At 45.5% G+C, this 22,557-nt stretch carries 22 protein-coding genes; 17 read left to right on the forward strand and 5 right to left on the reverse strand.

The window, feature by feature from the left end; all coding sequences use genetic code 11:
• The first annotated feature begins 132 nt into the window (after positions 1-132).
• Both BLL41_RS05005 and BLL41_RS05010 read left to right on the forward strand, forming a co-directional pair.
• Positions 133-843 (forward strand): ABC transporter ATP-binding protein, encoded by a 711-nt coding sequence (locus tag BLL41_RS05005; RefSeq protein ID WP_071577003.1) that lies wholly within the window; start codon positions 133-135, stop codon positions 841-843.
• On the forward strand, positions 840-1,997 hold the full coding sequence (locus BLL41_RS05010) for an ABC transporter permease (RefSeq protein WP_071577004.1): 1,158 nt from the start codon (positions 840-842) through the stop codon (positions 1,995-1,997). Before BLL41_RS05005 ends, BLL41_RS05010 begins: the two co-directional genes overlap by 4 nt.
• A gap of 39 nt (positions 1,998-2,036) precedes the next feature.
• Here the strand turns inward: BLL41_RS05010 and pbuO are convergent, their stop codons facing one another.
• Positions 2,037-3,335 carry a hypoxanthine/guanine permease PbuO gene (gene pbuO / locus BLL41_RS05015; protein WP_071577005.1) on the reverse strand — a complete coding sequence of 433 codons (1,299 nt, stop codon included), beginning with the start codon at positions 3,333-3,335 and terminating at the stop codon, positions 2,037-2,039.
• Between the two features lie 96 nt (positions 3,336-3,431).
• Between pbuO and pepV the strand changes: the two genes are divergently transcribed.
• Positions 3,432-4,823, forward strand: coding sequence for a dipeptidase PepV (pepV, locus tag BLL41_RS05020; RefSeq protein WP_071577006.1), 1,392 nt, complete (start codon positions 3,432-3,434; stop codon positions 4,821-4,823).
• A gap of 33 nt (positions 4,824-4,856) precedes the next feature.
• Here pepV and cysK read toward each other — a convergent pair whose 3' ends face one another.
• Positions 4,857-5,792, reverse strand: coding sequence for a cysteine synthase A (gene cysK, locus BLL41_RS05025; protein ID WP_014477688.1), 936 nt, complete (start codon positions 5,790-5,792; stop codon positions 4,857-4,859).
• Between the two features lie 148 nt (positions 5,793-5,940).
• Here cysK and thpR point away from each other — a divergent pair, with 148 nt between their 5' ends.
• The 5 genes from thpR (at position 5,941) to BLL41_RS05050 (ending at position 11,569) form a co-directional block, all read left to right on the forward strand.
• Entirely contained in the window at positions 5,941-6,492 is a 552-nt protein-coding gene (thpR, locus tag BLL41_RS05030) for an RNA 2',3'-cyclic phosphodiesterase (protein ID WP_071577007.1), read from the forward strand.
• Positions 6,493-6,517: 25 nt separating this feature from the next.
• Positions 6,518-7,432 carry a hypothetical protein gene (locus tag BLL41_RS05035; RefSeq protein WP_071577008.1) on the forward strand — a complete coding sequence of 305 codons (915 nt, stop codon included), beginning with the start codon at positions 6,518-6,520 and terminating at the stop codon, positions 7,430-7,432.
• Between the two features lie 48 nt (positions 7,433-7,480).
• Entirely contained in the window at positions 7,481-8,410 is a 930-nt protein-coding gene (locus tag BLL41_RS05040; RefSeq protein WP_071577009.1) for a YegS/Rv2252/BmrU family lipid kinase, read from the forward strand.
• Positions 8,411-8,435: 25 nt separating this feature from the next.
• The gene (gene pulA / locus BLL41_RS05045; protein WP_071577010.1) at positions 8,436-10,592 is read left to right on the forward strand and encodes a type I pullulanase; all 2,157 of its coding nucleotides are present in this window, start codon (positions 8,436-8,438) and stop codon (positions 10,590-10,592) included.
• Between the two features lie 179 nt (positions 10,593-10,771).
• Positions 10,772-11,569: a phosphotransferase family protein gene (locus BLL41_RS05050; protein ID WP_071577267.1), complete on the forward strand. Its 798-nt coding sequence runs from the start codon at positions 10,772-10,774 to the stop codon at positions 11,567-11,569.
• On the opposite strand, the gene BLL41_RS05055 is transcribed toward BLL41_RS05050, so the two are convergent.
• Entirely contained in the window at positions 11,570-11,848 is a 279-nt protein-coding gene (locus BLL41_RS05055) for a YtzH-like family protein (RefSeq protein WP_003237926.1), read from the reverse strand.
• Between the two features lie 206 nt (positions 11,849-12,054).
• Between BLL41_RS05055 and trmB the strand changes: the two genes are divergently transcribed.
• The 3 genes from trmB to BLL41_RS05070 all read left to right on the forward strand — a co-directional run bounded on the left by trmB (position 12,055) and on the right by BLL41_RS05070 (position 15,394).
• Positions 12,055-12,696, forward strand: coding sequence for a tRNA (guanosine(46)-N7)-methyltransferase TrmB (trmB, locus tag BLL41_RS05060; protein WP_071577011.1), 642 nt, complete (start codon positions 12,055-12,057; stop codon positions 12,694-12,696).
• Positions 12,697-12,765: 69 nt separating this feature from the next.
• Entirely contained in the window at positions 12,766-13,611 is an 846-nt protein-coding gene (locus BLL41_RS05065; RefSeq protein ID WP_071577012.1) for a YtnP family quorum-quenching lactonase, read from the forward strand.
• 82 nt (positions 13,612-13,693) lie between these two features.
• Positions 13,694-15,394 carry an NAD-dependent malic enzyme gene (locus BLL41_RS05070; RefSeq protein ID WP_071577013.1) on the forward strand — a complete coding sequence of 567 codons (1,701 nt, stop codon included), beginning with the start codon at positions 13,694-13,696 and terminating at the stop codon, positions 15,392-15,394.
• Between the two features lie 52 nt (positions 15,395-15,446).
• Here BLL41_RS05070 and BLL41_RS05075 read toward each other — a convergent pair whose 3' ends face one another.
• Complete coding sequence (locus BLL41_RS05075; RefSeq protein ID WP_071577014.1) at positions 15,447-15,764, reverse strand: PepSY domain-containing protein; 318 nt, start codon at positions 15,762-15,764, stop codon at positions 15,447-15,449.
• 158 nt (positions 15,765-15,922) lie between these two features.
• Here BLL41_RS05075 and BLL41_RS05080 point away from each other — a divergent pair, with 158 nt between their 5' ends.
• Positions 15,923-16,996 (forward strand): M42 family metallopeptidase, encoded by a 1,074-nt coding sequence (locus tag BLL41_RS05080; RefSeq protein ID WP_071577015.1) that lies wholly within the window; start codon positions 15,923-15,925, stop codon positions 16,994-16,996.
• A gap of 57 nt (positions 16,997-17,053) precedes the next feature.
• Here the strand turns inward: BLL41_RS05080 and BLL41_RS05085 are convergent, their stop codons facing one another.
• Positions 17,054-17,500, reverse strand: coding sequence for a YtoQ family protein (locus BLL41_RS05085; protein WP_071577016.1), 447 nt, complete (start codon positions 17,498-17,500; stop codon positions 17,054-17,056).
• A gap of 77 nt (positions 17,501-17,577) precedes the next feature.
• Between BLL41_RS05085 and BLL41_RS22515 the strand changes: the two genes are divergently transcribed.
• The 5 genes from BLL41_RS22515 to BLL41_RS05105 all read left to right on the forward strand — a co-directional run bounded on the left by BLL41_RS22515 (position 17,578) and on the right by BLL41_RS05105 (position 22,505).
• Positions 17,578-17,694, forward strand: coding sequence for a hypothetical protein (locus tag BLL41_RS22515; RefSeq protein WP_141770189.1), 117 nt, complete (start codon positions 17,578-17,580; stop codon positions 17,692-17,694).
• Positions 17,695-17,733: 39 nt separating this feature from the next.
• Positions 17,734-18,057, forward strand: coding sequence for a thioredoxin family protein (locus BLL41_RS05090; protein WP_071577017.1), 324 nt, complete (start codon positions 17,734-17,736; stop codon positions 18,055-18,057).
• A 14-nt stretch (positions 18,058-18,071) separates the two neighbouring features.
• Positions 18,072-18,881: a DUF1444 domain-containing protein gene (locus BLL41_RS05095; protein ID WP_083427938.1), complete on the forward strand. Its 810-nt coding sequence runs from the start codon at positions 18,072-18,074 to the stop codon at positions 18,879-18,881.
• 15 nt (positions 18,882-18,896) lie between these two features.
• The gene (gene ytpR / locus BLL41_RS05100; RefSeq protein ID WP_014665014.1) at positions 18,897-19,502 is read left to right on the forward strand and encodes a YtpR family tRNA-binding protein; all 606 of its coding nucleotides are present in this window, start codon (positions 18,897-18,899) and stop codon (positions 19,500-19,502) included.
• Between the two features lie 159 nt (positions 19,503-19,661).
• Positions 19,662-22,505 (forward strand): DNA translocase FtsK, encoded by a 2,844-nt coding sequence (locus BLL41_RS05105; RefSeq protein ID WP_071577018.1) that lies wholly within the window; start codon positions 19,662-19,664, stop codon positions 22,503-22,505.
• Positions 22,506-22,557: the final 52 nt, after the last annotated feature.

The raw sequence follows: 22,557 nt of genomic DNA on the forward strand, positions 1-22,557 counted from the left end.
CCTATTAATTTTTTCCAATTCGCGTTGGGCAGCCATCCTTGTTGGATTACTATGTATTTCGGCTCAATATTATTATGCTTAAAGAAACTTTTTTTATTCTGTTTCGTAGTAAATTTTGGAGGTGGGTGAGTTTTGACAAATTTACTTGAAGCTTCAATAGAACAGGCGGGGTATACAAGCCGTAAAAAAGTGCTCACCGATGTTTTTCTGGAAGTCGGAAAAGGGGAACTGGTCGGGCTGATCGGAGCTAACGGCGCCGGAAAAAGCACCGCAATGAAGGCGATACTCGGACTCTCAGAAGATTTTAAAGGGCAAATTGCCTGGAACGACTGTTCATTTGCATATATTCCGGAGCATCCGTCCTTCTATGAAGAACTGACGCTGTGGGAGCATTTGGATCTGATCAGCACACTCCACGGCATTGAAGAGAGTGAATTTGCACAACGGGCCCAAAGCCTGCTGCAGATTTTTTCGCTTGATCATGTCAGGCATGAGCTGCCTGTCACTTTTTCAAAAGGCATGCAGCAAAAACTGATGCTTATCCAGGCTTTTCTCTCTAAGCCGGATATGTATGTGATTGATGAACCGTTTATCGGCCTTGATCCGATATCGACGAAACGTTTTGTGGACATGCTTAAAGCTGAAAAAGAACGGGGAGCCGGAATTCTCATGTGTACACACGTGCTCGATACCGCGGAAAAAATCTGTGACCGCTTTTACATGATTGAGAAAGGTTCTTTATTTCTCCAAGGCACGTTAAAAGATATTCAGGAACAGACCGGATTAGAGGGGCAGTCATTGCTTGACTGTTTTTATAAGGCAGTTCAAGGTGATCGGCAATGAATGGGCGTACGCTCTTTTTTCGAAGGATGTTTGACTATTATAAGTATCAGTTTAAGGTATTGCATGCGGTCATTGACTGGACAGTCGCTCTCTATATCGTTTTGCCGGCGCTTGCTTTTGTTGTCTACCAGTATATTGATTTGATGAACGGAAGAGGCCTTCTTTATGAGTGGTCTGAAGTGGCTGAATGGAGATGGCTGTATGCTGTGTGCGTTTTGATCATGTGCACAGGCTCGATCCATACGTTTTTAATGGAAGCGGACAAAGTGTTTTTACTGCAAAAGAAAGAAATAATCTATCAGTTAAAACGGTATGCGCTTTTGTATTCTTTTTTGGTCACTCTGGCCAAATGGCTGCTGCTCTTTTTCATTGTTTTTCCTTTAATCAGTTATTCTGTTCACATCACATTGGCAGAAAGCACTGCTCTATTATGTTACTTATTTGGCCTTCATACATTCTTTTTATCCTCAAAGCAAGACAGGATCAGAAAGCCTCGTTCTATTTCGAGATGGATTGCTGATATTCTTGTCAGAGTTGTTCTTTTCTCTGGTTCTGCTATCTTGATTGTTTTGACTGAGTGGCGCTTGCTTGTGCTTTTTGGCATTTTATTTTTGCTTTTCTCTGTCGCCCGCAGTTTGAAAAAGACAGCCTCGTTTACGGCTTTTGAAGCTGAGGTGACTGAAGAGAAAAAAAGAAGGCTTGCCCTTGCAGGACTTGTGATGATGATGAGCCAAGAGGCGGGAATGCCAAAAGTAAAAGACAGGATGAGAAGAAAACCGTTATTATACCGAAATTCAAAAAGGATATTTAAAAGACGAACGATCTGCACAGGATATAAGGAATTGTTTTTTAAAGTCATGCTAAGGAATGGTGAGTATGCGAGGCAGATGTACATGCTATTGTCAGCTTTCACCGTTCTAATATTTGTTTCCCCGATTTGGCTGAAGGTGACTGCGCTGCTGGTATATACAGGTGTTTGCCGTTATATCCTGACGCTTATTTTTGACAAGGTCATGGATGCCCCTTTTTTAATTGGCACCGATATGGAAAGTGATGAATATTACCGGGCCAGAAAAAGCTGTATCAACACGCTGCACTATGCGTTTGCCGCCTGCTGTTTTTTTGCGGCCGCCGTCTCTTTATTATTCACATAAAAAACCCAAACGGCTGATCGTTTGGGTTTTCTCTATGTGTTATAAAATAAACAGCTGGATGAAAAACAGTATGGCGAAAACGATAACGAGCGGATGAATCTCTCTCCATTTTCCCCGTGCCGCTTTTACAATCGGATACGAAATAAAGCCAAGCGCGATTCCTGTTGAAATGCTTGATGTCAAAGGCATAGCCAAAATGACGAGAAACGCTGGGAATGCTTCATCCATCTCTTTCCAGTTCATGTTGGAAACTGAGCCCATCATCAGACTGCCTACAATAATCAAAGCAGGCGAGGTGATGGCGGCTATGCCGGACAAGGCGCTGACAAGCGGACTGAAAAACATTGAAGCCGCAAACATCACCGCCACAGTCAAAGCCGTAAGCCCCGTTCTTCCCCCGGCTGCGACGCCTGCGGAAGATTCGATAAATGCCGTCGTCGGGCTTGTGCCGAACACAGCTCCTACTGTCGTCGCGGTTGAATCAGCAAGCAGCGCTTTTCGCACGTTCGGCAGCTTGTTGTTCTTCATCAGCCCGGCTTGCTCTGCTACTCCAATCATTGTGCCTGTCGTATCAAAAATGGTGACCAATAGAAAAGAAAAGACGACAGCGTACAGGCCGTGATGAATGACGTCGCCAAAAGCGGTAAATGGATTTGAGATCATCAATCCTTCCGGCAAATGAGGAAACGACATAAATCCTTTTGGAAAATGGAGCTGTCCGGTAAAAAAGGCGATCAAAGCGGTAGCTGCCATTCCAATAAATAAAGCGCCGCTTACATTCAGCACCATTAAGACCACACTGATCAAAAGGCCGACGAGTGTTAGAATGACACCCGGTGAATGCAGATTGCCGAGAGTAACCAGATTTGATTCATCAGCTGCCACAATTCCCGCTTGACGCAAACCGATAAAAGCAATAAACAGCCCGATGCCTGTTGTGATCCCGTATTTTAAATTGTTTGGAATCGCTTCTATAAGTTGTTTTCTTAAAGGCGTTAACGATAGAATAATGAAGAGAACCCCTGCTGTAAATACTGCACTGAAAGCTGTTGCGTATGTGATGCCGCCATCGCTTGCGCTTACGACATGAAAAGCTAAATAAGCGTTCAAGCCCATGCCGGGCGCAATAGCAATCGGATAATTTGCTGCCAGGGCCATCCACAGCGTTCCGACAATGGAGGCAATGATCGTTGCGGTGAAAACCTGGTCGAAAGGAACGCCGGCGTTAGCCAGAATGACCGGATTGACCACGACGATATAGACCATTGTGAAAAAGGTCGTCAGCCCTGCTATGATTTCTTGCTTTATGGATGTTTGCTGCTCTTTTAGATGAAACATAGTATCCTCCAATTACGAACGTTTTAACAAAACACCATTAATATTATTCGTTTTATTTGGTTTTTGCAAGTCATTTCTTGCGGAAAGGGGATCATTATGAACTGGGAAGTTGAAGTGATCAGAAGAAAAGAGGATTTAATTCGTGATACGCAGGAATTTTTGAGAATCAACAGTGTCATGGACGAAACAACCGCCGGACCCGGCAAACCGTTTGGAGAAGGGGTAAACGCCAGCCTGACTTCACTGCTGGAGCTTGGAGAAAAAGAAGGCTTTACAACAAAAAATCTTGATGGCTTCGCAGGTCATATTGAATGGGGCGAGGGCGATGACATTGTCGGCGTACTTTGCCATGTTGACGTCGTGCCTCCGGGAGACGGGTGGACGAGTGATCCGTTTTCAGCTGAAATCCGTAACGGGCGGATTTATGCAAGAGGCGCCATTGATGACAAAGGCCCGACAATGGCAGCATTCTACGCGCTGAAAATCGTAAAAGACATGAATTTGCCGCTGTCCAAGCGAATCAGAATGATTATCGGAACAGATGAAGAAAGCGATTGGAGATGCGTAGAGCATTACTTCAAGCATGAAGAAATGCCAACAATGGGCTTTGCGCCTGACGCCGATTTTCCGATTATTAACGCGGAAAAAGGGATTATTGATGCTTCTTTACTGATCCCGCATGTCTCAAACCAAGCCGAGCCAAAGGCAGTGCTTGTCTCGTTTCAGTCAGGCCTTCGTTTGAACATGGTGCCTGACGCTGCTGAAGCCGTCATTGAAGGGCCGAAAAAAGAAGAGATTCTGTCTTCATTTCAAGACATGCTCCGCACGACGGATCAAAAAGGAGAAGCTGAAATAGAGAACGGACAGCTCATTTTGCGTATGTACGGGCTTTCCTGCCATGCGATGGAACCGAACAATGGGATCAATGCCGGTATTTTATTGTGCGAATTTCTGCAGCAGACTGAGCTTGACGATGCAGGACTGCGGTTTGTGCAAGTGGTGACAGACAAATTCTCAGGTGATACAAGAGGAAAGAAACTGAACATCGACTGTGAGGATGAAATCAGCGGTGAGCTGACATTAAACGTCGGAACACTGCGCTATAAAGAAGGGCACGGAGGCGAGCTCGGGATCAATATCCGCTATCCTGTGACAGCAGAAAGCAAAGCGATCCGCAATGCATTCGAAAGCGCATCTGAATTTGAGCTGGGCGAATTCAAAGACAGCAAGCCGCATCACGTGTCAGCAGATCATCCGTTAGTCAAAACCCTGCAAAAGGTTTATGAAGGCCAGCTGGGTAAAAAAGCTGACTTAATCTCAATCGGCGGGGGGACGTATGCCAGATCTCTAAAAGCCGGTGTCGCGTTCGGCCCGCTGTTCCCCGGACGCCCTGACAGCGCACATCAAAAGGATGAATATATTGAAATTGATGACCTGCTGAGATCGACAGCGTTATATGCGCAGGCCATTTACGAGCTTGCAAAATAAAAGGACCGGCTTCTGCTGAAGCCAGTCCTTTTTTTAAATAAATGACCATAAATCAGTTGATAAGTACCGTTCTCCTGTATCTGCTGTCATGCAGACCACAACTTTGTCAGGAGAGAGGCGTTTCGCTGTTTCGATTGCCGCGAAGCAGGCAGCGCCTGATGAAGGGCCGACAAGAATTCCTTCTTCAGCAGCAAGCCGTCTTGTCGTCGTATATGCGTCTTCATCAGAGATTTTGATAATTTCATCATAAACGTCTTCATTTAAAATCGGCGGTATAAAGCCTGGGCTCGTTCCTACAAGTTTATGTGCGCCAGGTTTTCCGCCGGATAATACAGGCGAACCCGCTGGCTCAACAACATGAACCGTGATATCCGGAAAAAGCTCTTTGAGCGCCTCACCTGTTCCGGTAATGGTTCCGCCCGTTCCAGAGGAGGCTACAAAAGCGCCGAGCGGTTTTCCGATTTCCTCTATTGCCCGGGCAATTTCAGGCGCCGTTGTTTTCCGGTGCGCATCAGGATTGGCAGTGTTATCGAACTGCATTGGAATGTAGCTGTTCGGAATTTGTTCGGCAAGCTCCTTCGCTTTTTTAATGCTGCCCGGCATTCTTTCCTCTCCGGGAGTTAATACAACCTCTGCGCCGTAAGCTTTAAGCAGGTTGATCCGTTCCTTCGTCATCGTATCAGGCATCACTAAGATTGCTTTATATCCGCGTGCTGCCGCATTCATAGCAAGCCCGATTCCGGTATTTCCGCTTGTCGGCTCTATAATAACTGATCCCGGCTTGAGTAAACCGTTTTGTTCAGCTTCTATGATCATCTGATAAGCTGCTCTGTCTTTCACACTGCCGCTCGGATTGAAAAATTCAAGCTTTAAATAGACTTGTGCCGCATTTTCCGGCTGAAGCCGATTCAATCTCACTAGCGGTGTATCTCCTATCAGATCAGCTGTGTTTTCAACGATTTTCAACATTGTCATTCCTTTCTGAATAAAACAAGTGTCATATAATATCCTAACATAATAAACGTTTGTGCGAGAGTGTTTTCATACACTGTTCCTCTATCCGCACAGCCTCTTTATTGATAAAATAATAGCTGTTAAAGAAGGGAGTGTCAGACGGATGCCAGATATACGGCCTCATTATTTCATCGGCGTTCCCATACCTGAGGGGATTGCAAAGCCGATCTACCAGGCTGCGAAAAACGAACCGGTATTAACGTTTCAAAAATGGGTGCACCCGCTTGACTATCATATCACGTTAATTTTTCTCGGAGCGGCGGATGAGACACAAATAAAGAAGCTTGAAGGTTCGCTAGCAGAGATTGCTTCAGAAATTGACCCATTTTCAATTGAGTTTGGCAAGATAGATGTATTCGGCGACCGCAGAAGGCCGCGCGTTTTACATCTGGAGCCAAAGAAAAACAAAACGCTAGAAAGGCTGAGGGAACATACGAAGCAGGCTGTACTTCAGGCCGGCTTTCAAGTGGAAAAAAGACCATATCATCCTCATATGACGCTCGCAAGAAAATGGACAGGCGAAGAAGGATTTCCGGCTCATGTTCCGTTTGAAAGCGGCGAGGTTTCGATGATGGCTGAACGATTTTCGCTCTTTCAAATACACTTGAACCAATCACCAAAATACGAGGAAATATTCAAATTTCATTTATCTTAATTCATTGCGGAGTGGAGAAACAAACATGGCACAAATCATCAAAATTCATGATTATATATCGAGATATGAGCTTGATCCGTACCATTATATCAACCAGTTTGTACGGCTGAAAAAAGAGCGCTGGCTTTCACTGGTAGAAGCGGCGGAACGCCAGCAAGAAGAAAGGCAAGCCAGTGCTGAAGAACCGGAACCGGTGCAGAAACGAAAAAAATTTTCATTGAAAAGAAGAAAAGAAGAGATAAAAGCCGATATACAAGAAGAGAGACACCAATGGTTTGAGGACGAAGAAGATATTCATGTAAGGCTCCCGAAGAGCAGGGTGGCGCTTGCTTCTTTTTATAAAAGACATTTATATGATTTTCAGCTCAAATGGGCAAGCTCTACTCTTTCAGAAATATCTCAACTCTCAAACCAGGTGAAGCAGGACCGCATTTTGCGTTATCTGACCCAGCAGCTGCCCGATTCTTATTTTATTATGTATAAGCCTGTGCTGAGAATTCAGCAGGCGGCGGTTGAATTAAGCATTGTGATTATTTCTCCTCTGGAAATTTATTGCGTTTCTATTTTAGAGGCCGAGGAAGACAGTGTCTACATAGGGTCTAAAAATCGTTTTTGGGACAAGAAAACAGCCTCTCAGACTGCATCAGTGTTAAATCCGGGGCTGAGCCTGTTTCGCACGGATTCTGTTGTGTCAAAGATCGTAAAGGAAAAACAGGCCGAGATTCCGGTTCGAAAATTGCTTCTGAGCAGAACGTCGTACATCGATTACCCTGAGCCGCCATACGGCTTAGAAATTGCGGATAAGCGGAACGCGGAAGAATGGATTGAGCGGCAGAAGAAAAACACTGCTCCGATCAAACACCATCAGGTAAAGGCTGCGAAGGCTCTATTGTCTTACTGCATGTCTGACTCCTATCGCAGACAAGAGTGGCTGGAGTAAAAGAGAACGATTTGAGCGGTTTTCTCATAACATAAGCAGGTGAGAAAGATGAGCCATTGGTTTTTTATTATTAATCCGACAGCAGGTCATCGAAACGGCCTGCGTGTTTGGAAGTCCATTCAAAAAGAATTGATCAAACGAAAGGTTGAGCACCGTTCATTTTTAACTGAACATCCGGGACACGCCGAGGTGCTCGCCAGACAGATTTCAACGATACAGGAATATAAGCTGAAGCGCTTGATCGTCATTGGCGGAGACGGAACCATGCATGAAGTTGTCAACGGGCTGAAGGATGTAGACGATATTGAACTGAGCTTTGTGCCGGCGGGAGCGTATAATGATTTCTCGCGAGGATTTTCAATTAAAAAAATCGATCTAATACAGGAAATTAAGAAGGTAAAGCGTCCGTTAACAAGAACCTTTCATTTAGGGAGCGTCAATTTCCTTCAGGATAAATCACAAGTTCTTTATTTTATGAATCATATCGGGATTGGGTTTGACGCATATGTCAATAAAAAGGCGATGGAATTTCCGTTGAGACGGATTTTTCTTTTTCTCCGCCTTCGATTTCTTGTGTATCCGCTTTCTCATTTGCACGCTTCGGCAACCTTTAAGCCGTTTACGTTAGCTTGTACGACAGAAGACGAGACGCGCGAATTTCATGATGTCTGGTTTGCCGTTGTATCCAACCATCCGTTTTACGGGGGAGGCATGAAGGCGGCGCCCCTAGCAAATCCGCGCGAGAAGACATTTGATATCGTAATCGTTGAAAACCAGCCGTTTTTGAAAAAATATTGGCTTTTATGTCTGATGGCATTTGGAAAACATACAAAAATGGATGGCGTTACGATGTTTAAAGCAAAAGACATTACGTTTTACACGAAGGACAAAATCCCGTTTCATGCTGACGGAGAAATCATGGGCACTACCCCGTTTCGTCTGGCATCTAGTCCTGCCCCCCTAAGGATCAAAACATAAACGTGTTTGGAGGAGAGAGCTTCCGATGGTCAGCATCCGCCGCAGCTTCGAAGCGTATGTCGATGACATGAATATCATTACCGTTCTGATTCCTGCTGAACAAAAAGAAATCATGACACCGCCGTTTCGGCTTGAGACAGAAACAACAGGTTTTCCTCTGGCTGTCAGGGAGGAATACTTCCTTGAAGCGAAATACAAGTACATCTGTGTATCCGACTATCCTGTGACATTTGGAAAAATCCATTGCGTCAGTGCATCCAGCGGCCACAAAACCGATCTCCAAATTGGCGCGGTCATCCGGACGGCTGCATTTGATGACGAATTTTATTATGACGGAGAGCTGGGCGCCGTTTATACTGCGGATCATACCGTATTTAAAGTATGGGCGCCTGCTGCAACCTCAGCTGCCGTCAAGCTTTCACACCCCAATAAAAGCGGGCGCACATTCCAAATGACTCGCTTGGAAAAGGGCGTCTATGCTGTTACGGTCATGGGTGACCTTCACGGGTACGAGTATGTGTTCTGCATCTGCAACAATTCAGAATGGATGGAAACCGTTGACCCGTATGCAAAGGCCGTGACAGTAAATGGAGAGAAGGGCGTCGTCTTGCGCCCGGATCAAATGAACTGGACTGCTCGGCTTAAACCATTCTCAAACCCTGTGGATGCCGTCATCTATGAAACGCACCTTCGCGACTTTTCCATCCATGAAAACAGCGGCATGATAAACAAGGGAAAATACTTAGCATTAACGGAAACTGATACACAAACCGCAAATGGCAGTTCTTCTGGACTGGCGTATATAAAAGAGCTCGGTGTTACACATGTGGAGCTACTGCCGGTGAACGATTTTGCCGGAGTTGATGAAGAGAAGCCGCTTGATGCTTATAATTGGGGATATAACCCGCTTCATTTCTTTGCCCCGGAGGGAAGCTTTTCCTCAAACCCTCATGATCCTCAAACGAGAAAAACAGAGCTGAAACAAATGATCAATACCCTGCATCAGCACGGTCTGCGAGTCATTCTGGATGTTGTTTTTAACCATGTGTATAATCGCGAGAATTCACCCTTTGAAAAAACAGTGCCCGGTTATTTTTTCCGGCACGACGAATTTGGGATGCCGTCAAACGGCACTGGCGTTGGCAATGATATTGCATCAGAAAGAAGGATGGCGAGAAAGTTCATTGCGGATTGCGTGGTCTATTGGCTTGAAGAATACAATGCCGACGGCTTCCGCTTCGATCTGCTCGGCATTTTAGATATTGATACCGTGCTTTATATGAAAGAGAAAGCAATTGCGGCAAAGCCCGGAATCCTGCTTTTTGGAGAAGGATGGGATCTGGCTACACCGCTGCCGCATGAACAGAAAGCTACTTTGGCGAACGCACCAAGAATGCCCGGTATCGGTTTTTTTAATGATGTGTTTCGTGACGCTGTAAAAGGGAACACCTTTCACCTCATGGCAGCAGGGTTTGCACTCGGCAGCGGTGAATCAGCGCAAGCTGTTATGCACGGGATTGCCGGCTCTTCCGGATGGAAGGCATTAGCACCGGTTGTTCCGGAACCAAGCCAGTCCATCAATTATGTTGAATCACATGACAATCACACCTTTTGGGATAAAATGAGCTTCGCGCTTCCTCAAGAAAATGACAGCCGAAAGAGAAGCAGGCAAAGGCTTGCGGCCGCGATTATTTTGCTAGCCCAAGGAGTGCCGTTTATTCACAGCGGCCAGGAATTTTTCCGGACGAAGCAGGGAGTGGAAAACAGCTATCAATCCAGTGACAGCATCAACCAGCTCGACTGGGATCGCCGTGAAACGTTCAAAGAAGATGTTGACTATATCCGCAGGCTGATCTCGCTGAGAAAAGCGCATCCCGCATTCCGTCTCAGGTCCGCTGCAGACATCCAGCGCCATATTGAATGTTTGACGCTAAAAGAACACTTTATCGCATACAGGCTTTATGATCTCGACGAGGTTGACGAATGGAAAGATATCATCGTTATCCATCATGCGAGTCCGGACGCTGTCGAGTGGAGGCTGCCAAACGATAAACCATATCGGCTTTTATGTGATCCATCAGGATTTCAGCAAGACCCGGCAGAAATTAAGAAAACGGTTGCAGTAAACGGCATCGGAACAGTTATCTTATATTTAGCATCAGATCTTAAGAGTTTTGCTTGACGAAGTTTGTGCTATAGCGCTAAAATTTAAAAGACGGCTATTGATTAGCATATGAGACTCTCAATAGCTGTCTTTTTTATTTTCATACGATTCGTACGAAAAAGGCGCTCGCTGGACAGACTAGTGACGATTCGCCTTTATTCTAAAATATTTTAAGAAATGATGGGTTGAACATTGATATGAACTGGTTGGGACAATTACTAGGTAGCGATTGGGAGATCTTCCCCGCCGGAGGAGCTACAGGAGATGCATATTATGCGAAACATAACGGGCAGCAGCTTTTTTTAAAACGTAATAGCTCACCTTTTTTAGCTGTTTTATCCGCCGAAGGCATTGTTCCGAAGCTGGTTTGGACAAAACGGATGGAAAATGGGGACGTCATTACGGCCCAGCACTGGATGACCGGCAGAGAGCTGAAGCCTAAAGACATGAGCGGACGGCCCGTTGCTGAATTGCTTCGTAAAATACACACATCAAAAGCCTTGCTGGACATGCTGAAGAGACTTGGAAAAGAACCGCTGAACCCGGGGGCTCTTTTGTCTCAGCTGAAGCAGGCTGTATTTGCTGTGCAGCAATCTTCGCCGCTGATTCAAGAAGGGATCAAGTATTTGGAAGAACACCTGCATGAAGTGCATTTCGGTGAGAAAGTCGTTTGCCATTGTGATGTCAATCATAATAACTGGCTATTGTCTGAAGACAACCAGCTGTATTTAATTGACTGGGACGGCGCCATGATCGCTGATCCGGCGATGGACCTCGGACCTTTGCTGTACCACTACGTCGAAAAGCCAGCTTGGGAGAGCTGGCTGAGCATGTACGGCATAGAGTTGACAGAAAGCCTTCGGTTGCGAATGGCTTGGTATGTGTTATCTGAAACAATCACTTTCATTGCCTGGCATAAAGCAAAAGGCAATGACAAGGAATTTCATGATTCAATGGAAGAACTGCATATCCTCATGAAGCGAATTGTTGACTAATCAGGAATACGAATCCATTTGCTCTACCCATTGAGACAGGCTGTTCTGATGCTCTTGTATGTGTGAGTCGATGGATTTGGACGATATTCCTGATTGGCTGTAGCGGTAAACATCCTCAAGCACGTTTTTGAAATTTGAATCAAGCTCGGTGTTTGCCATCAGTGATTTAATCACACGCTCAAGCTGCTCGTACTCTGCGACTGTTCCGCAGCAGTCCAATTGATGGTCAGTCAAGATATCCTTCAATAAATGAACTTGATGCTCATAATGTAAACCCATATCGGTACACATCCCTTCAGTATCATACGGGTTAAATTGTTCAAAACAGAGCGTTTTTATACATGTGAAAGGAGTGTTCCAGCAGACGGAACCCTCTTTTTTTATGCACTCGGCCTTAAGAGAGATACACTGGAAAAACGAGCTTGCGGGTCTTTTTAATTCGTGGTATGTTGTTAGTCGAAATAATAGATAGAGGTGTCAATCATATGAGAATGCGCCACAAGCCTTGGGCTGATGACTTTTTGGCTGAAAACGCAGATATTGCCATCAGCAACCCTGCTGATTATAAAGGGAAATGGAACACAGTGTTTGGCAACGACAATCCGATCCATATCGAGGTTGGTACAGGAAAAGGTCAATTTATTTCTGGGATGGCCAAACAAAATCCCGACATCAATTATATTGGTATTGAGTTATTTAAGAGCGTCATCGTGACAGCCGTCCAAAAAGTAAAAGACAGCGAAGCGCAGAATGTAAAGCTTCTGAATATAGATGCGGACACGCTGACGGATGTGTTTGAGCCGGGTGAAGTGAAACGGGTCTACTTGAACTTTTCTGATCCTTGGCCGAAGAAACGGCATGAAAAACGCCGCCTGACATACTCCCACTTTCTCAAAAAATATGAAGAAGTAATGGGAAAAGGCGGAGCGATTCATTTTAAAACCGACAATCGAGGTTTGTTTGAGTACTCTTTGAAGAGCTTCTCTGAGTACGGCCTGCTGCTGACATACGTCAGTCTCGATTTGCATAACAGCCATCTGGAAGGCAATATTATGACAGAATATGAAGAAAAATTCTCTGCACTCGGCCAGCCGATCTATCGGGCTGAGGTTGAATGGAGAACGTAAAGACAGACTCTGACAGGAGTCTGTCTTTTTTATGGACCGTTTGCTACCATGATGATAGGGGGGATGAAAATGGAAACAATGAAAATTGGAAACATTACGTTGACCTGGCTTGATGGAGGCGTGACACATATGGATGGAGGCGCTATGTTTGGCGTCGTTCCAAAGCCGCTTTGGTCTAAAAAATACCCAGTCAATGAAAAAAACCAGATTGAACTAAGGACAGACCCTATTTTGATTCAAAAGGATGGGCTCAATATCATCGTTGACGCCGGAATTGGATCAGGCAAGCTGACTGATAAACAAAAACGAAACTATGGCGTGACACAAGAGTCGAATGTGAAACCATCATTAGCTGCACTCGGGTTAACGGTTGCCGATATAGATGTGATCGCAATGACACACCTTCATTTTGATCATGCATGCGGTTTAACGGAATATGAAGGTGAACGGCTCGTCTCTGTCTTTCCGAATGCGGTGATTTATTCATCAGCTGTCGAATGGGATGAAATGCGCCATCCGAATATCCGGTCGAAAAATACGTATTGGAAAGAAAATTGGGAGGCTGTTGCCGGCCAAGTTAAAACCTTTGAGGACTCTTTAACCATCACAGAGGGGATTACAATGCATCACACCGGAGGCCATAGCGACGGACACAGTGTCCTGATATGCGAGGATGCGGGTGAAACTGCTGTACATATGGCTGATCTGATGCCGACGCATGCCCACCGCAATCCGCTTTGGGTTCTGGCTTACGATGATTATCCGATGACCTCTATCCCGCAAAAGCAGAAATGGCAGGCGTTCGCAGCAGAAAAAGACGCTTGGTTTATTTTTTACCATGATGCCGAGTATCGCGCCCTTCAATGGGAGGAGGACGGAAGCATCAAAGAGTCAGTCAAGCGTATGAAGCAATAGCATATTTTTATGTTTACCCTGCATGTTTTCCGGCTAATAATGCAAACCTAGTACTAATTATGCTCAGAAAGGAAGAGGCAGGGTGAAACAATTCAAAGTAACAAACGAAGGAGACATTCAAACAACATTAAGAGGCCTTGAAGTGCTCTCTGTTCCTTTTTTGAACAAAGGTGTCGCTTTTACTGAGGAAGAAAGAAAAGAGCTTGGTTTAAAAGGCTTTCTGCCGCCAAAGGTATTAACAATTGATGATCAGGCAAAAAGAGCCTATGAGCAATATTCAGCACAGCCAGACGATTTGAGCAAAAATGTTTATTTAACGGCGCTGCACGATCGGAATGAAACGCTGTTTTACCGCCTGTTAAATGACCATTTAGGGGAAATGCTTCCGATTGTCTACACACCGACAGTTGGAACGGCCATCCAGAGATACAGCCATGAATACAGAAAACCACGAGGGCTCTACCTGTCAATTGATGACCCGGACGGTATGAAAGAAGCATTTAAACAGTATAAAGATCAAAGCGATACGATCGATTTAATAGTTGCAACTGATGCGGAAGGAATTTTAGGAATCGGTGACTGGGGCGTCGGAGGAATCGCGATTTCTATCGGCAAGCTGGCGGTTTATACGGCTGCTGCGGGCATTGATCCGAGCAGAGTGCTGGCTGTTGTTTTAGATGCGGGGACAAATCAGGAGAGCCTCTTGAACGACCCGCTTTATGTCGGCAACCAGCATTCCAGGGTGCGCGGGGAACGCTATGACCAATTTATTGACGACTACGTTGCGCTGGCGAGAGAAACATTTCCGAATGCATTGCTGCATTGGGAGGATTTCGGAGCGAAAAACGCGCGAAGCATTTTGAAACGCTATAAAGATAAAGTTTGTACGTTTAATGATGATATCCAAGGGACAGGCGCTGTTTCTTTGGCGGCAGTCTTATCCTGTGCAAAAGCGTCTAAAGTTCCGCTGAGGGATCACAGAGTTGTTATATTCGGAGCGGGAACGGCAGGAGTCGGAATTGCCGAACAGCTGCGGGAAGCATTGGTGCGCGAGGGACTGAGTGAAGAAGAATCATACCAGCGCTTCTGGTGCATAGACAGAAACGGGCTGTTAACAGATGATATGGATCAGCTTCTTGATTTCCAAAAGCCTTATGCTCGTTCGGCTGATGAAGTGAAGGATTATCAGCGGAACGGAGACGGCGGAGGCATTGATCTTCTTGAAGTGGTCCGGCAGGCGAAACCGACGATCCTGATCGGGACATCTACGGTTTCCGGCGCTTTCACTGAAGAAATTGTAAAAGAAATGGCGTCACATGTGAAACGGCCGGCGATTTTGCCAATGTCAAATCCGACAACTCTTTCTGAAGCAAAACCGGAGGATTTAATCGAATGGACAGAAGGCCGTGCCCTGATCACGACAGGAAGCCCGTTCCCGCCAGTTGAATATAACGGAGTTACGTATCATATCGGGCAGGCAAACAACGCGCTTGTCTTCCCTGGTCTCGGTCTTGGAACGATTGTTACCAAATCAAAATTAATTACCGACGGCATGTTTGAAGCATGTGCCCGGGCAATCGCAGGTATGGTCAATGTCGGGGTGCCTGGCGCGCCGATGCTTCCAAAAATTGAGGATTTGCGGACTGTTTCGGCAACCGTTGCTGTTGAAGTTGCAAAAACCGCAATAAAGGAAGGAGTCGCTACGGAAGAGCCTGAAGACATTATACAGGCAGTGCAGGATGCGATGTGGTATCCGGTATACAAACCGATTCGCGCGATATAATAAAAAAGAGCCGCTGCGTTGGCAGCGGCTTCTATTTTTTGCTTGTCCGGTGTTAAGAGGCGATTGTATCAATGACATCAACAATTTCTCCCGTTTTCGCATCCACCATGACTTCATACTGTTCTAATTCTCCGAAAGCTGATCGTGTAATGCCGGTTTTGTATACCTGTACCATTTCTCCGTTAATAGTGTAAGGCTCCGGCTGGGTGTAAATCCATGATCCGTCAATCGGGCCCCGCTGCTTAAAAGCAGATTTTACAATTCGAAGCGCTTTTTCTGAAGAAATATAAGGCTTCATCACATATTGTTTCACAACGACAGCCGTACAAATTCCAAGTCCTGCTCCTAAAAGAAGATGACGCAATTTCAAAATAAAGCACCTCCTGGTTGATCGTACTTTTCATTATACAGAAACAGCCAAATCCTGTTAAGCAATACGCGGCTGATCGAGCAGATTCAGTCAGGGTGCTTGGAAAACTTCATTGTTTCTAATAAAATAAAAGGACTACATAGAAATGAGGGGAAAACATGAATCAAGAAACGAAAGCGCTTTTCCAAACACTGACGCAGCTTCCCGGCGCGCCGGGCAATGAGCATCAGGTTCGTGCTTTTATGAAGCAAGAGCTAGCCAAATATGCCGATGACATCGTTCAGGACAGACTGGGAAGTGTTTTCGGAGTCAGACGAGGCGCAGAGGACGCACCGAGAATTATGGTAGCCGGGCACATGGACGAAGTCGGCTTCATGGTGACATCCATTACAGACAACGGGCTGCTCAGATTCCAGACGCTCGGAGGCTGGTGGAGCCAGGTTTTGCTTGCGCAGCGGGTTGAAATTCAAACAGATAACGGGCCGGTTCCGGGTGTGATTTCAAGCATACCGCCGCATTTATTGACAGATGCGCAGCGAAACCGTCCGATGGATATCAAAAACATGATGATCGATATTGGAGCGGATGATAAGGAAGACGCCATCAAAATCGGCATAAAACCGGGACAGCAGATCGTGCCTGTCTGTCCGTTTACGACGATGGCGAATGAAAAGAAAATTTTATCAAAAGCTTGGGATAACCGGTACGGATGCGGTTTGAGCATTGAACTTTTGAAGGAATTACACGGTAAAGAGCTTCCGAACACGCTCTATGCGGGTGCAACGGTTCAGGAAGAAGTAGGGCTAAGGGGCGCGCAGACGGCTTCTCATATGATTAAACCGGACTTGTTTTTCGCCCTTGATGCCAGTCCGGCAAACGATATGAGCGGAGACAAAAATGAATTTGGCCAGCTTGGAAAAGGCTTTTTGCTGCGTATTCTTGACAGAACAACAGTCATGCATCGCGGAATGAGGGAATTTGTTCTTGATATGGCTGAAACGCATGATATTCCATATCAATATTTTGTATCCGGCGGGGGAACAGATGCAGGCAAGGTTCATATTTCGAACAGCGGCGTTCCGTCAGCAGTTATCGGAATATGTTCCCGCTACATTCATACAAACGCTTCTATCATTCATATTGATGATTATGCTGCTGCTAAAGAAATGCTCATCAAACTTGTAACAGCCTGCGATAGACAGACGGTGGATGCAATTAAGAAGAATATGTAGGGATTTATTTAAAAGCTTGTTGAACGAGCAGTAAGCCCGGATCGACAAGCTTTTTTCTTATTCTGTTTCAAATAGATAGGAAAGGGCCTTGATGGCTTGGTTGACGGTTTCCACCGTTATATTCGCTTTATTGGAAAGCTCTTTTAACGGATGGTGGAGCGATTCCGGCCGAATGATAATCAAGGGTTTTCCTTTTGCGATCGCATATGATGCATCCATTGCCGTGTTCCACTGTTTGTATTTTTCGCCAAACAGGGCGATCACAAAGTCTGCTTTATTCATCAGGACGGCTGTTCTGAAGTTATTGATGTCAGAGGCTTTGTCATCCTTCAAAACGGCATTTGGCTGTACGCCCATAATTTCTTCACCAACATTGTCTGAGCGGTCATGATTCTCCATTGGGCCGACAAATGTAATCGGCAGCTTCAGCGATTTTGTTTTCTCTTTGATTTCCTCGCGCCAATTGCTGTGGATTTCTCCTGCTAAATAGACGATAAACTCCATACTAAAATCCCTCCTATGTATGTCCATCTGTAAATTTTACCCTCATGTACACGATGTTAAACGAAACGAGCTTGATAATGCAAATAAAATATGATAATGATAATGGGAAAGCCAATCTTACATATTCATTCGTTGCATATAAGTGGTTTTGCCTCAATCAGTTTGGTATGATCCAAATGGACGAGTATCGATAAACAAACATGTAAGAACATAAACAACTGGAGGGATATGAAATGAAAAAAATTGAATCAACTCAAGAGCTGGAAAAAGCGGTACAGGATGATTGGTCTGTATTTATGTTTTCTGCCGACTGGTGCCCAGATTGCCGTTTTGTAGAGCCTTTCCTGCCTGAACTGGAAGCAGATTTCCCTGAATTCACCTACTACTACGTAGACCGTGACAAATTCATTGATACATGTGCAGAATGGGAAATTTACGGAATCCCAAGCTTTGTGGTGTTTAATGAAGGAAAAGAAATAAATCGTTTTGTGAGCAAAGACCGCAAAACAAAAGAAGAAATTGAACAGTTTTTAACAGACTCTCTCGCTAAAGCGTAAAGGAGGACATCGGTTTGAAAATGACCTCAAGGAAGCTGTCAGATATACTGAAACAGCGCCTTCAGCACGAGAATCGCTCCTTTCTGTTTGACAGAGAAAAAGACACCCTCCGTGTTGAGGATCAAACGACAAAAAAAGGGATTACGCTCGATTTGCCGCCGATTATTGCGAAATGGGAACTGAAAAAAGACGAAGCCATTGATGAGATCGTGTACTATGTTTCCGAAGCAATGAAGGCAATGGAAGGGAAGGCTCAGGAAATGACCGGGAAAGAAACTCGCATTTATCCGGTCATCCGCTCGACTTCCTTCCCGGACAAGTCCAGCGAAGATATCCCGCTCATTTATGATGATCATACCGCAGAGACAAGAATTTATTACGCGCTCGATCTCGGGAAAACATACCGTTTAATTGACCAGCGCATGCTTGAGAAAGAAAACTGGACAAAAGAGCGGATCAGAGAGACGGCCGCATTTAATCTCCGTTCCCTGCCGACGGTTGTCAAAGAGGATACGGTTGCCGGCAATTACTTTTATTTCTTTAGGGCAAACGATGGATACGACGCCAGCCGGATTCTGAACGAAGCGATTTTAAATGAGTACAAGCAGCGTGCGGAAGGGGAGCTGGCGATCTCTGTTCCGCATCAGGACGTTCTGATTCTTGCTGACATCCGGAATGAATCAGGGTATGATATTCTAGGACAAATGTCGATGAGCTTCTTTGCAGGCGGCACCGTTCCGATTACCGCCCTTTCATTTTTGTATAATGAAGGAAAGCTGGAACCGGTGTTTATCCTGGCGAAAAGCCGTCCGAAAAAGGATTAGAAAGGATTTTTACTTATGAACGCTTTTTATAATAAAGAAGGTGTGGGAGACACGCTCCTGATTTCTCTTCAAGATGTGACACGCGAACAATTAGGCTATGAAAAACACGGCGACGTCGTCAAAATTTTCAATAACGAAACAAAAGAAACTACGGGTTTCAACATTTTCAATGCGTCTACTTACTTGACCATTGATGAAAACGGCCCGGTTGCGCTCTCAGAAACATTCGTGCAAGATGTGAATGAGATTTTAAACAGAAACGGCGTTGAAGAAACATTAGTCGTTGATTTATCTCCGAAGTTTGTTGTGGGTTATGTAGAATCAAAAGAAAAACATCCGAATGCGGATAAATTAAGCGTGTGTAAAGTCAATGTAGGAGAAGAAACGCTTCAGATCGTCTGCGGCGCCCCTAACGTTGACCAAGGACAAAAAGTTGTCGTTGCCAAAGTCGGCGCTGTGATGCCTAGCGGACTTGTCATTAAGGATGCAGAGCTTCGCGGCGTTCCGTCAAGCGGAATGATCTGCTCAGCGAAAGAGCTTGATTTGCCTGACGCTCCTGCTGAAAAAGGAATCCTTGTGTTAGAAGGAGATTATGAGGCGGGAGAGGCATTTCAGTTTTAGACTCCCATAAATCCGCCAAAAAAAACGAATCATGTGAAAAGCCGCTAAGCCCCTGTTTAGCGGCTTTGTTTCTGCTGATAGCTTAATCTTTTCTGGGCCGACCAGCAGTGGTATACTAAAAACCGTCCCAGAAAACTATAAGGGAGTTAGAGATAAATTATGAGTTGGCTTCATAAATTTTTTGATTTGTTTTTAGGCGAGAGCGAAGAGGATGCTGAACGGGAGACAAAACCCGCTCAAATTCCGCAGCAACAAGAGGTGCATCATCCTGAAGGACAATTAAAAAGATTGGAAGATCCTAAAATATATTATGAATATCCAAAAGGCAAGTTCCGTTTTCCAGTCGTGCCTGATGGATACAAAAATCATGACCTGAGAAGGCGCCGCGCACCATCGGACGAACCGAAATCCGCGCCTCGTCCAAGCGCTGCACCTTACAGAGAGCGTCCCAGCAATGAAAAAGAGCAGCATACATATCAATCATCAGAGCCGGCGAAGAAACCGTTTAAACCGACAAATATCCCTTCGCCTATCTATGGATTCAATCAAAAACCATCCGTTAAAAGGGATGTGCAGAAACAGCCTTCTAAAACATTGAGCGTACCGGATAAATCGGTAAAAGAGAAGGTGACACTGCTGTCAGAAGAGATCGAACGTGAACGCGGCTATCCTGCTTCAGACACACAGGCGCACTCCAAAAAAGAAAATCCTTTCTTTCGGGATACCCAATTTGAAAAACAGCCCTCTGGCGTTTTAAACAGAAAGGATACAGAGCGTGATGAGGCTCCAGGTAACGAAGTGCCATTTGAATCAGGCGTTCAACAGCCGCAAAAAGAGGAGTCTTTCTTCCCGGCTGAACATGCCGAAGGGCAAGCAACGCCTGAGATACTCACAGATACGGCGAATGAAGACCTTTCAGGCAGTGAAGTAAGCCGCGAAGACATCATGCCTGCAACGGCTGAGGAAGAACAAAGGGAAGAGCAGTCAGAGAAATTTGAAGAGCCTGTTTTCTCCGCTGAACTTGATGAAGAGCCAACAGCTCCTGAATCTCTGGCAGAGGCAGCATCTGAGGATGAAAAATCAGAAGAGCCGTCAGACAGCACAGTATACAATCATCACGAAAACGCGGCAGAAGGTGCTGAGTCTCCGTTCGTTCAAGAAGAACAAATGGAATTTCGTCAGGAAGAGCCTTCATTATTTACTGATCACGAGCATTCATCTGGAGCTCTGGATCAAGCAGAAACCGAGGCGAAAGAATCAGAAGAGCCATCAGACAGCATAATAAATAATCAGTATGACATCCAGGCAGAATCTAAGGAAACGAAGATAGATGTTCAGCCAGACATCCATACAGAGCTTGAGGAAACTGATCGGATGGACCAAGGTTCCAAACCGTTTTCTGCAACCCATGAAAACCGGCAGGAAATCCGGGCAGACAAACCTCGCGAAGCTTCAAAAGAGCCAAAAACAAGGCCTGGTGTGCAGGAGAAAAGGACCGAACAAAACGCACCTTCTCAAAAAGGGCCATCCGTTCCTTTTAATGTCATGATGCTGAAAAGAGATACGCATAAACAGCAAAAAGCAGAGGAACGCCGCGGCAGCTATGTATTTCCGAATGTTGCACTTCTAGATGTCCCGCCAGCGCAGGTCCAAGATGATACTGCGTGGATCGAAGAACAGCGTCAGCTTCTTGATTTGACCTTGAAAAATTTCAATGTCCGCGCCAATGTCGTCCATGTAACCCAGGGGCCGTCTGTCACGAGATTCGAAGTGCATCCTGAACCAGGTGTAAAGGTGAATAAAATCACCAACTTGTCTGATGATATTAAACTCAGTCTCTCAGCAAGAGATATTCGGATTGAAGCACCGATTCCGGGGAAAAACACGATCGGGATTGAAGTGCCGAACCGCACGAGCAAGGTGGTTGATTTGCGCCAAATGATTCGTAGCTCAGCTTTCAGGACAAGCAAGTCACCGCTCACGGCTGCGCTGGGATTAGATATTTCGGGAAATCCTGTCGTTATCGACTTAAAGAAAATGCCGCATGGCTTGATTGCCGGCGCCACAGGCTCGGGAAAAAGCGTATGCATCAATACAATATTAGTCAGCCTGCTTTATAAAGCTGATCCGAGTGAGGTAAAGGTGCTGCTGATTGACCCGAAAATGGTAGAGCTGGCTCCTTACAATAAAATTCCTCATCTCGTCAGCCCGGTCATTACTGATGCTAAAGCGGCTACAGCTGCTTTGAAATGGGTCGTTGAGGAAATGGAGCGCCGCTATGAGCTGTTTGCCCATTCAGGTGTCCGCGACATTGACCGCTTTAATCAATTAACCGGAGAACACCAAATGGGTGAAAAGCTGCCGTATTTAGTTGTCATTATTGATGAGCTTGCAGATCTGATGATGGTGGCGCCAAACGATGTGGAAGAAAGCATTGCGAGGATTGCCCAAAAAGCAAGAGCGTGCGGTATCCATCTTCTCGTCGCAACTCAGCGTCCGTCAGTAGATGTCATTACAGGCCTGATTAAGGCGAATATCCCGACGAGAATCGCCTTTTCTGTTTCAAGCCAGGTTGATTCCCGAACGATTATTGACATCGCCGGAGCAGAAAAGCTTCTCGGAAAAGGGGATATGCTCTTTTTGGAAAACGGCTCGGGAAAACCGGTCCGTCTGCAAGGTAACTTTGTGTCGGACCGCGAAATCGACCGCGTCGTTTCTCACGTCAGAAACCAAATGCCGCCAACCTATTTATTTGAACAAGAAGAGCTCGTAAGACAAGGATCAGCTCTGAAAGAAGAGGATGAACTGTTTTACGAAGCGTGTGAGTTTGTTGTAGAGCAAAACAGTGCGAGCACTTCAAGCCTGCAGAGAAGATTCAGAATCGGTTACAACCGGGCGGCAAGGCTGATCGACATGATGGAAGCAGAAGGCATGATCTCTGAGGCAAAAGGAAGCAAACCCCGCGAGGTGCTGATCACGGCAAGTGATTTAATAAACGAATAATATGGGTTCATTTTCACTCCAAACATGGTATGATAGTGTTTAGAGCATTTAA

This window comes from Bacillus sp. FMQ74, from assembly GCF_001875785.1.
Classification (GTDB): domain Bacteria; phylum Bacillota; class Bacilli; order Bacillales; family Bacillaceae; genus Bacillus; species Bacillus stercoris.

Bases quoted from the DNA above. Each gene is read 5' to 3' on its own strand.
- BLL41_RS05010 (WP_071577004.1), top strand. From the start codon at position 840: ATGAATGGGCGTACGCTCTTTTTTCGAAGGATGTTTGACTATTATAAG.
- pbuO (WP_071577005.1), bottom strand. From the start codon at position 3,335: ATGTTTCATCTAAAAGAGCAGCAAACATCCATAAAGCAAGAAATCATA.
- pepV (WP_071577006.1), top strand. From the start codon at position 3,432: ATGAACTGGGAAGTTGAAGTGATCAGAAGAAAAGAGGATTTAATTCGT.
- cysK (WP_014477688.1), bottom strand. From the start codon at position 5,792: ATGTTGAAAATCGTTGAAAACACAGCTGATCTGATAGGAGATACACCG.
- thpR (WP_071577007.1), top strand. From the start codon at position 5,941: ATGCCAGATATACGGCCTCATTATTTCATCGGCGTTCCCATACCTGAG.
- BLL41_RS05035 (WP_071577008.1), top strand. From the start codon at position 6,518: ATGGCACAAATCATCAAAATTCATGATTATATATCGAGATATGAGCTT.
- BLL41_RS05040 (WP_071577009.1), top strand. From the start codon at position 7,481: ATGAGCCATTGGTTTTTTATTATTAATCCGACAGCAGGTCATCGAAAC.
- pulA (WP_071577010.1), top strand. From the start codon at position 8,436: ATGGTCAGCATCCGCCGCAGCTTCGAAGCGTATGTCGATGACATGAAT.
- BLL41_RS05050 (WP_071577267.1), top strand. From the start codon at position 10,772: ATGAACTGGTTGGGACAATTACTAGGTAGCGATTGGGAGATCTTCCCC.
- BLL41_RS05055 (WP_003237926.1), bottom strand. From the start codon at position 11,848: ATGGGTTTACATTATGAGCATCAAGTTCATTTATTGAAGGATATCTTG.
- trmB (WP_071577011.1), top strand. From the start codon at position 12,055: ATGAGAATGCGCCACAAGCCTTGGGCTGATGACTTTTTGGCTGAAAAC.
- BLL41_RS05065 (WP_071577012.1), top strand. From the start codon at position 12,766: ATGGAAACAATGAAAATTGGAAACATTACGTTGACCTGGCTTGATGGA.
- BLL41_RS05080 (WP_071577015.1), top strand. From the start codon at position 15,923: ATGAATCAAGAAACGAAAGCGCTTTTCCAAACACTGACGCAGCTTCCC.
- BLL41_RS05085 (WP_071577016.1), bottom strand. From the start codon at position 17,500: ATGGAGTTTATCGTCTATTTAGCAGGAGAAATCCACAGCAATTGGCGC.
- BLL41_RS22515 (WP_141770189.1), top strand. From the start codon at position 17,578: ATGCAAATAAAATATGATAATGATAATGGGAAAGCCAATCTTACATAT.
- BLL41_RS05090 (WP_071577017.1), top strand. From the start codon at position 17,734: ATGAAAAAAATTGAATCAACTCAAGAGCTGGAAAAAGCGGTACAGGAT.
- ytpR (WP_014665014.1), top strand. From the start codon at position 18,897: ATGAACGCTTTTTATAATAAAGAAGGTGTGGGAGACACGCTCCTGATT.
- BLL41_RS05105 (WP_071577018.1), top strand. From the start codon at position 19,662: ATGAGTTGGCTTCATAAATTTTTTGATTTGTTTTTAGGCGAGAGCGAA.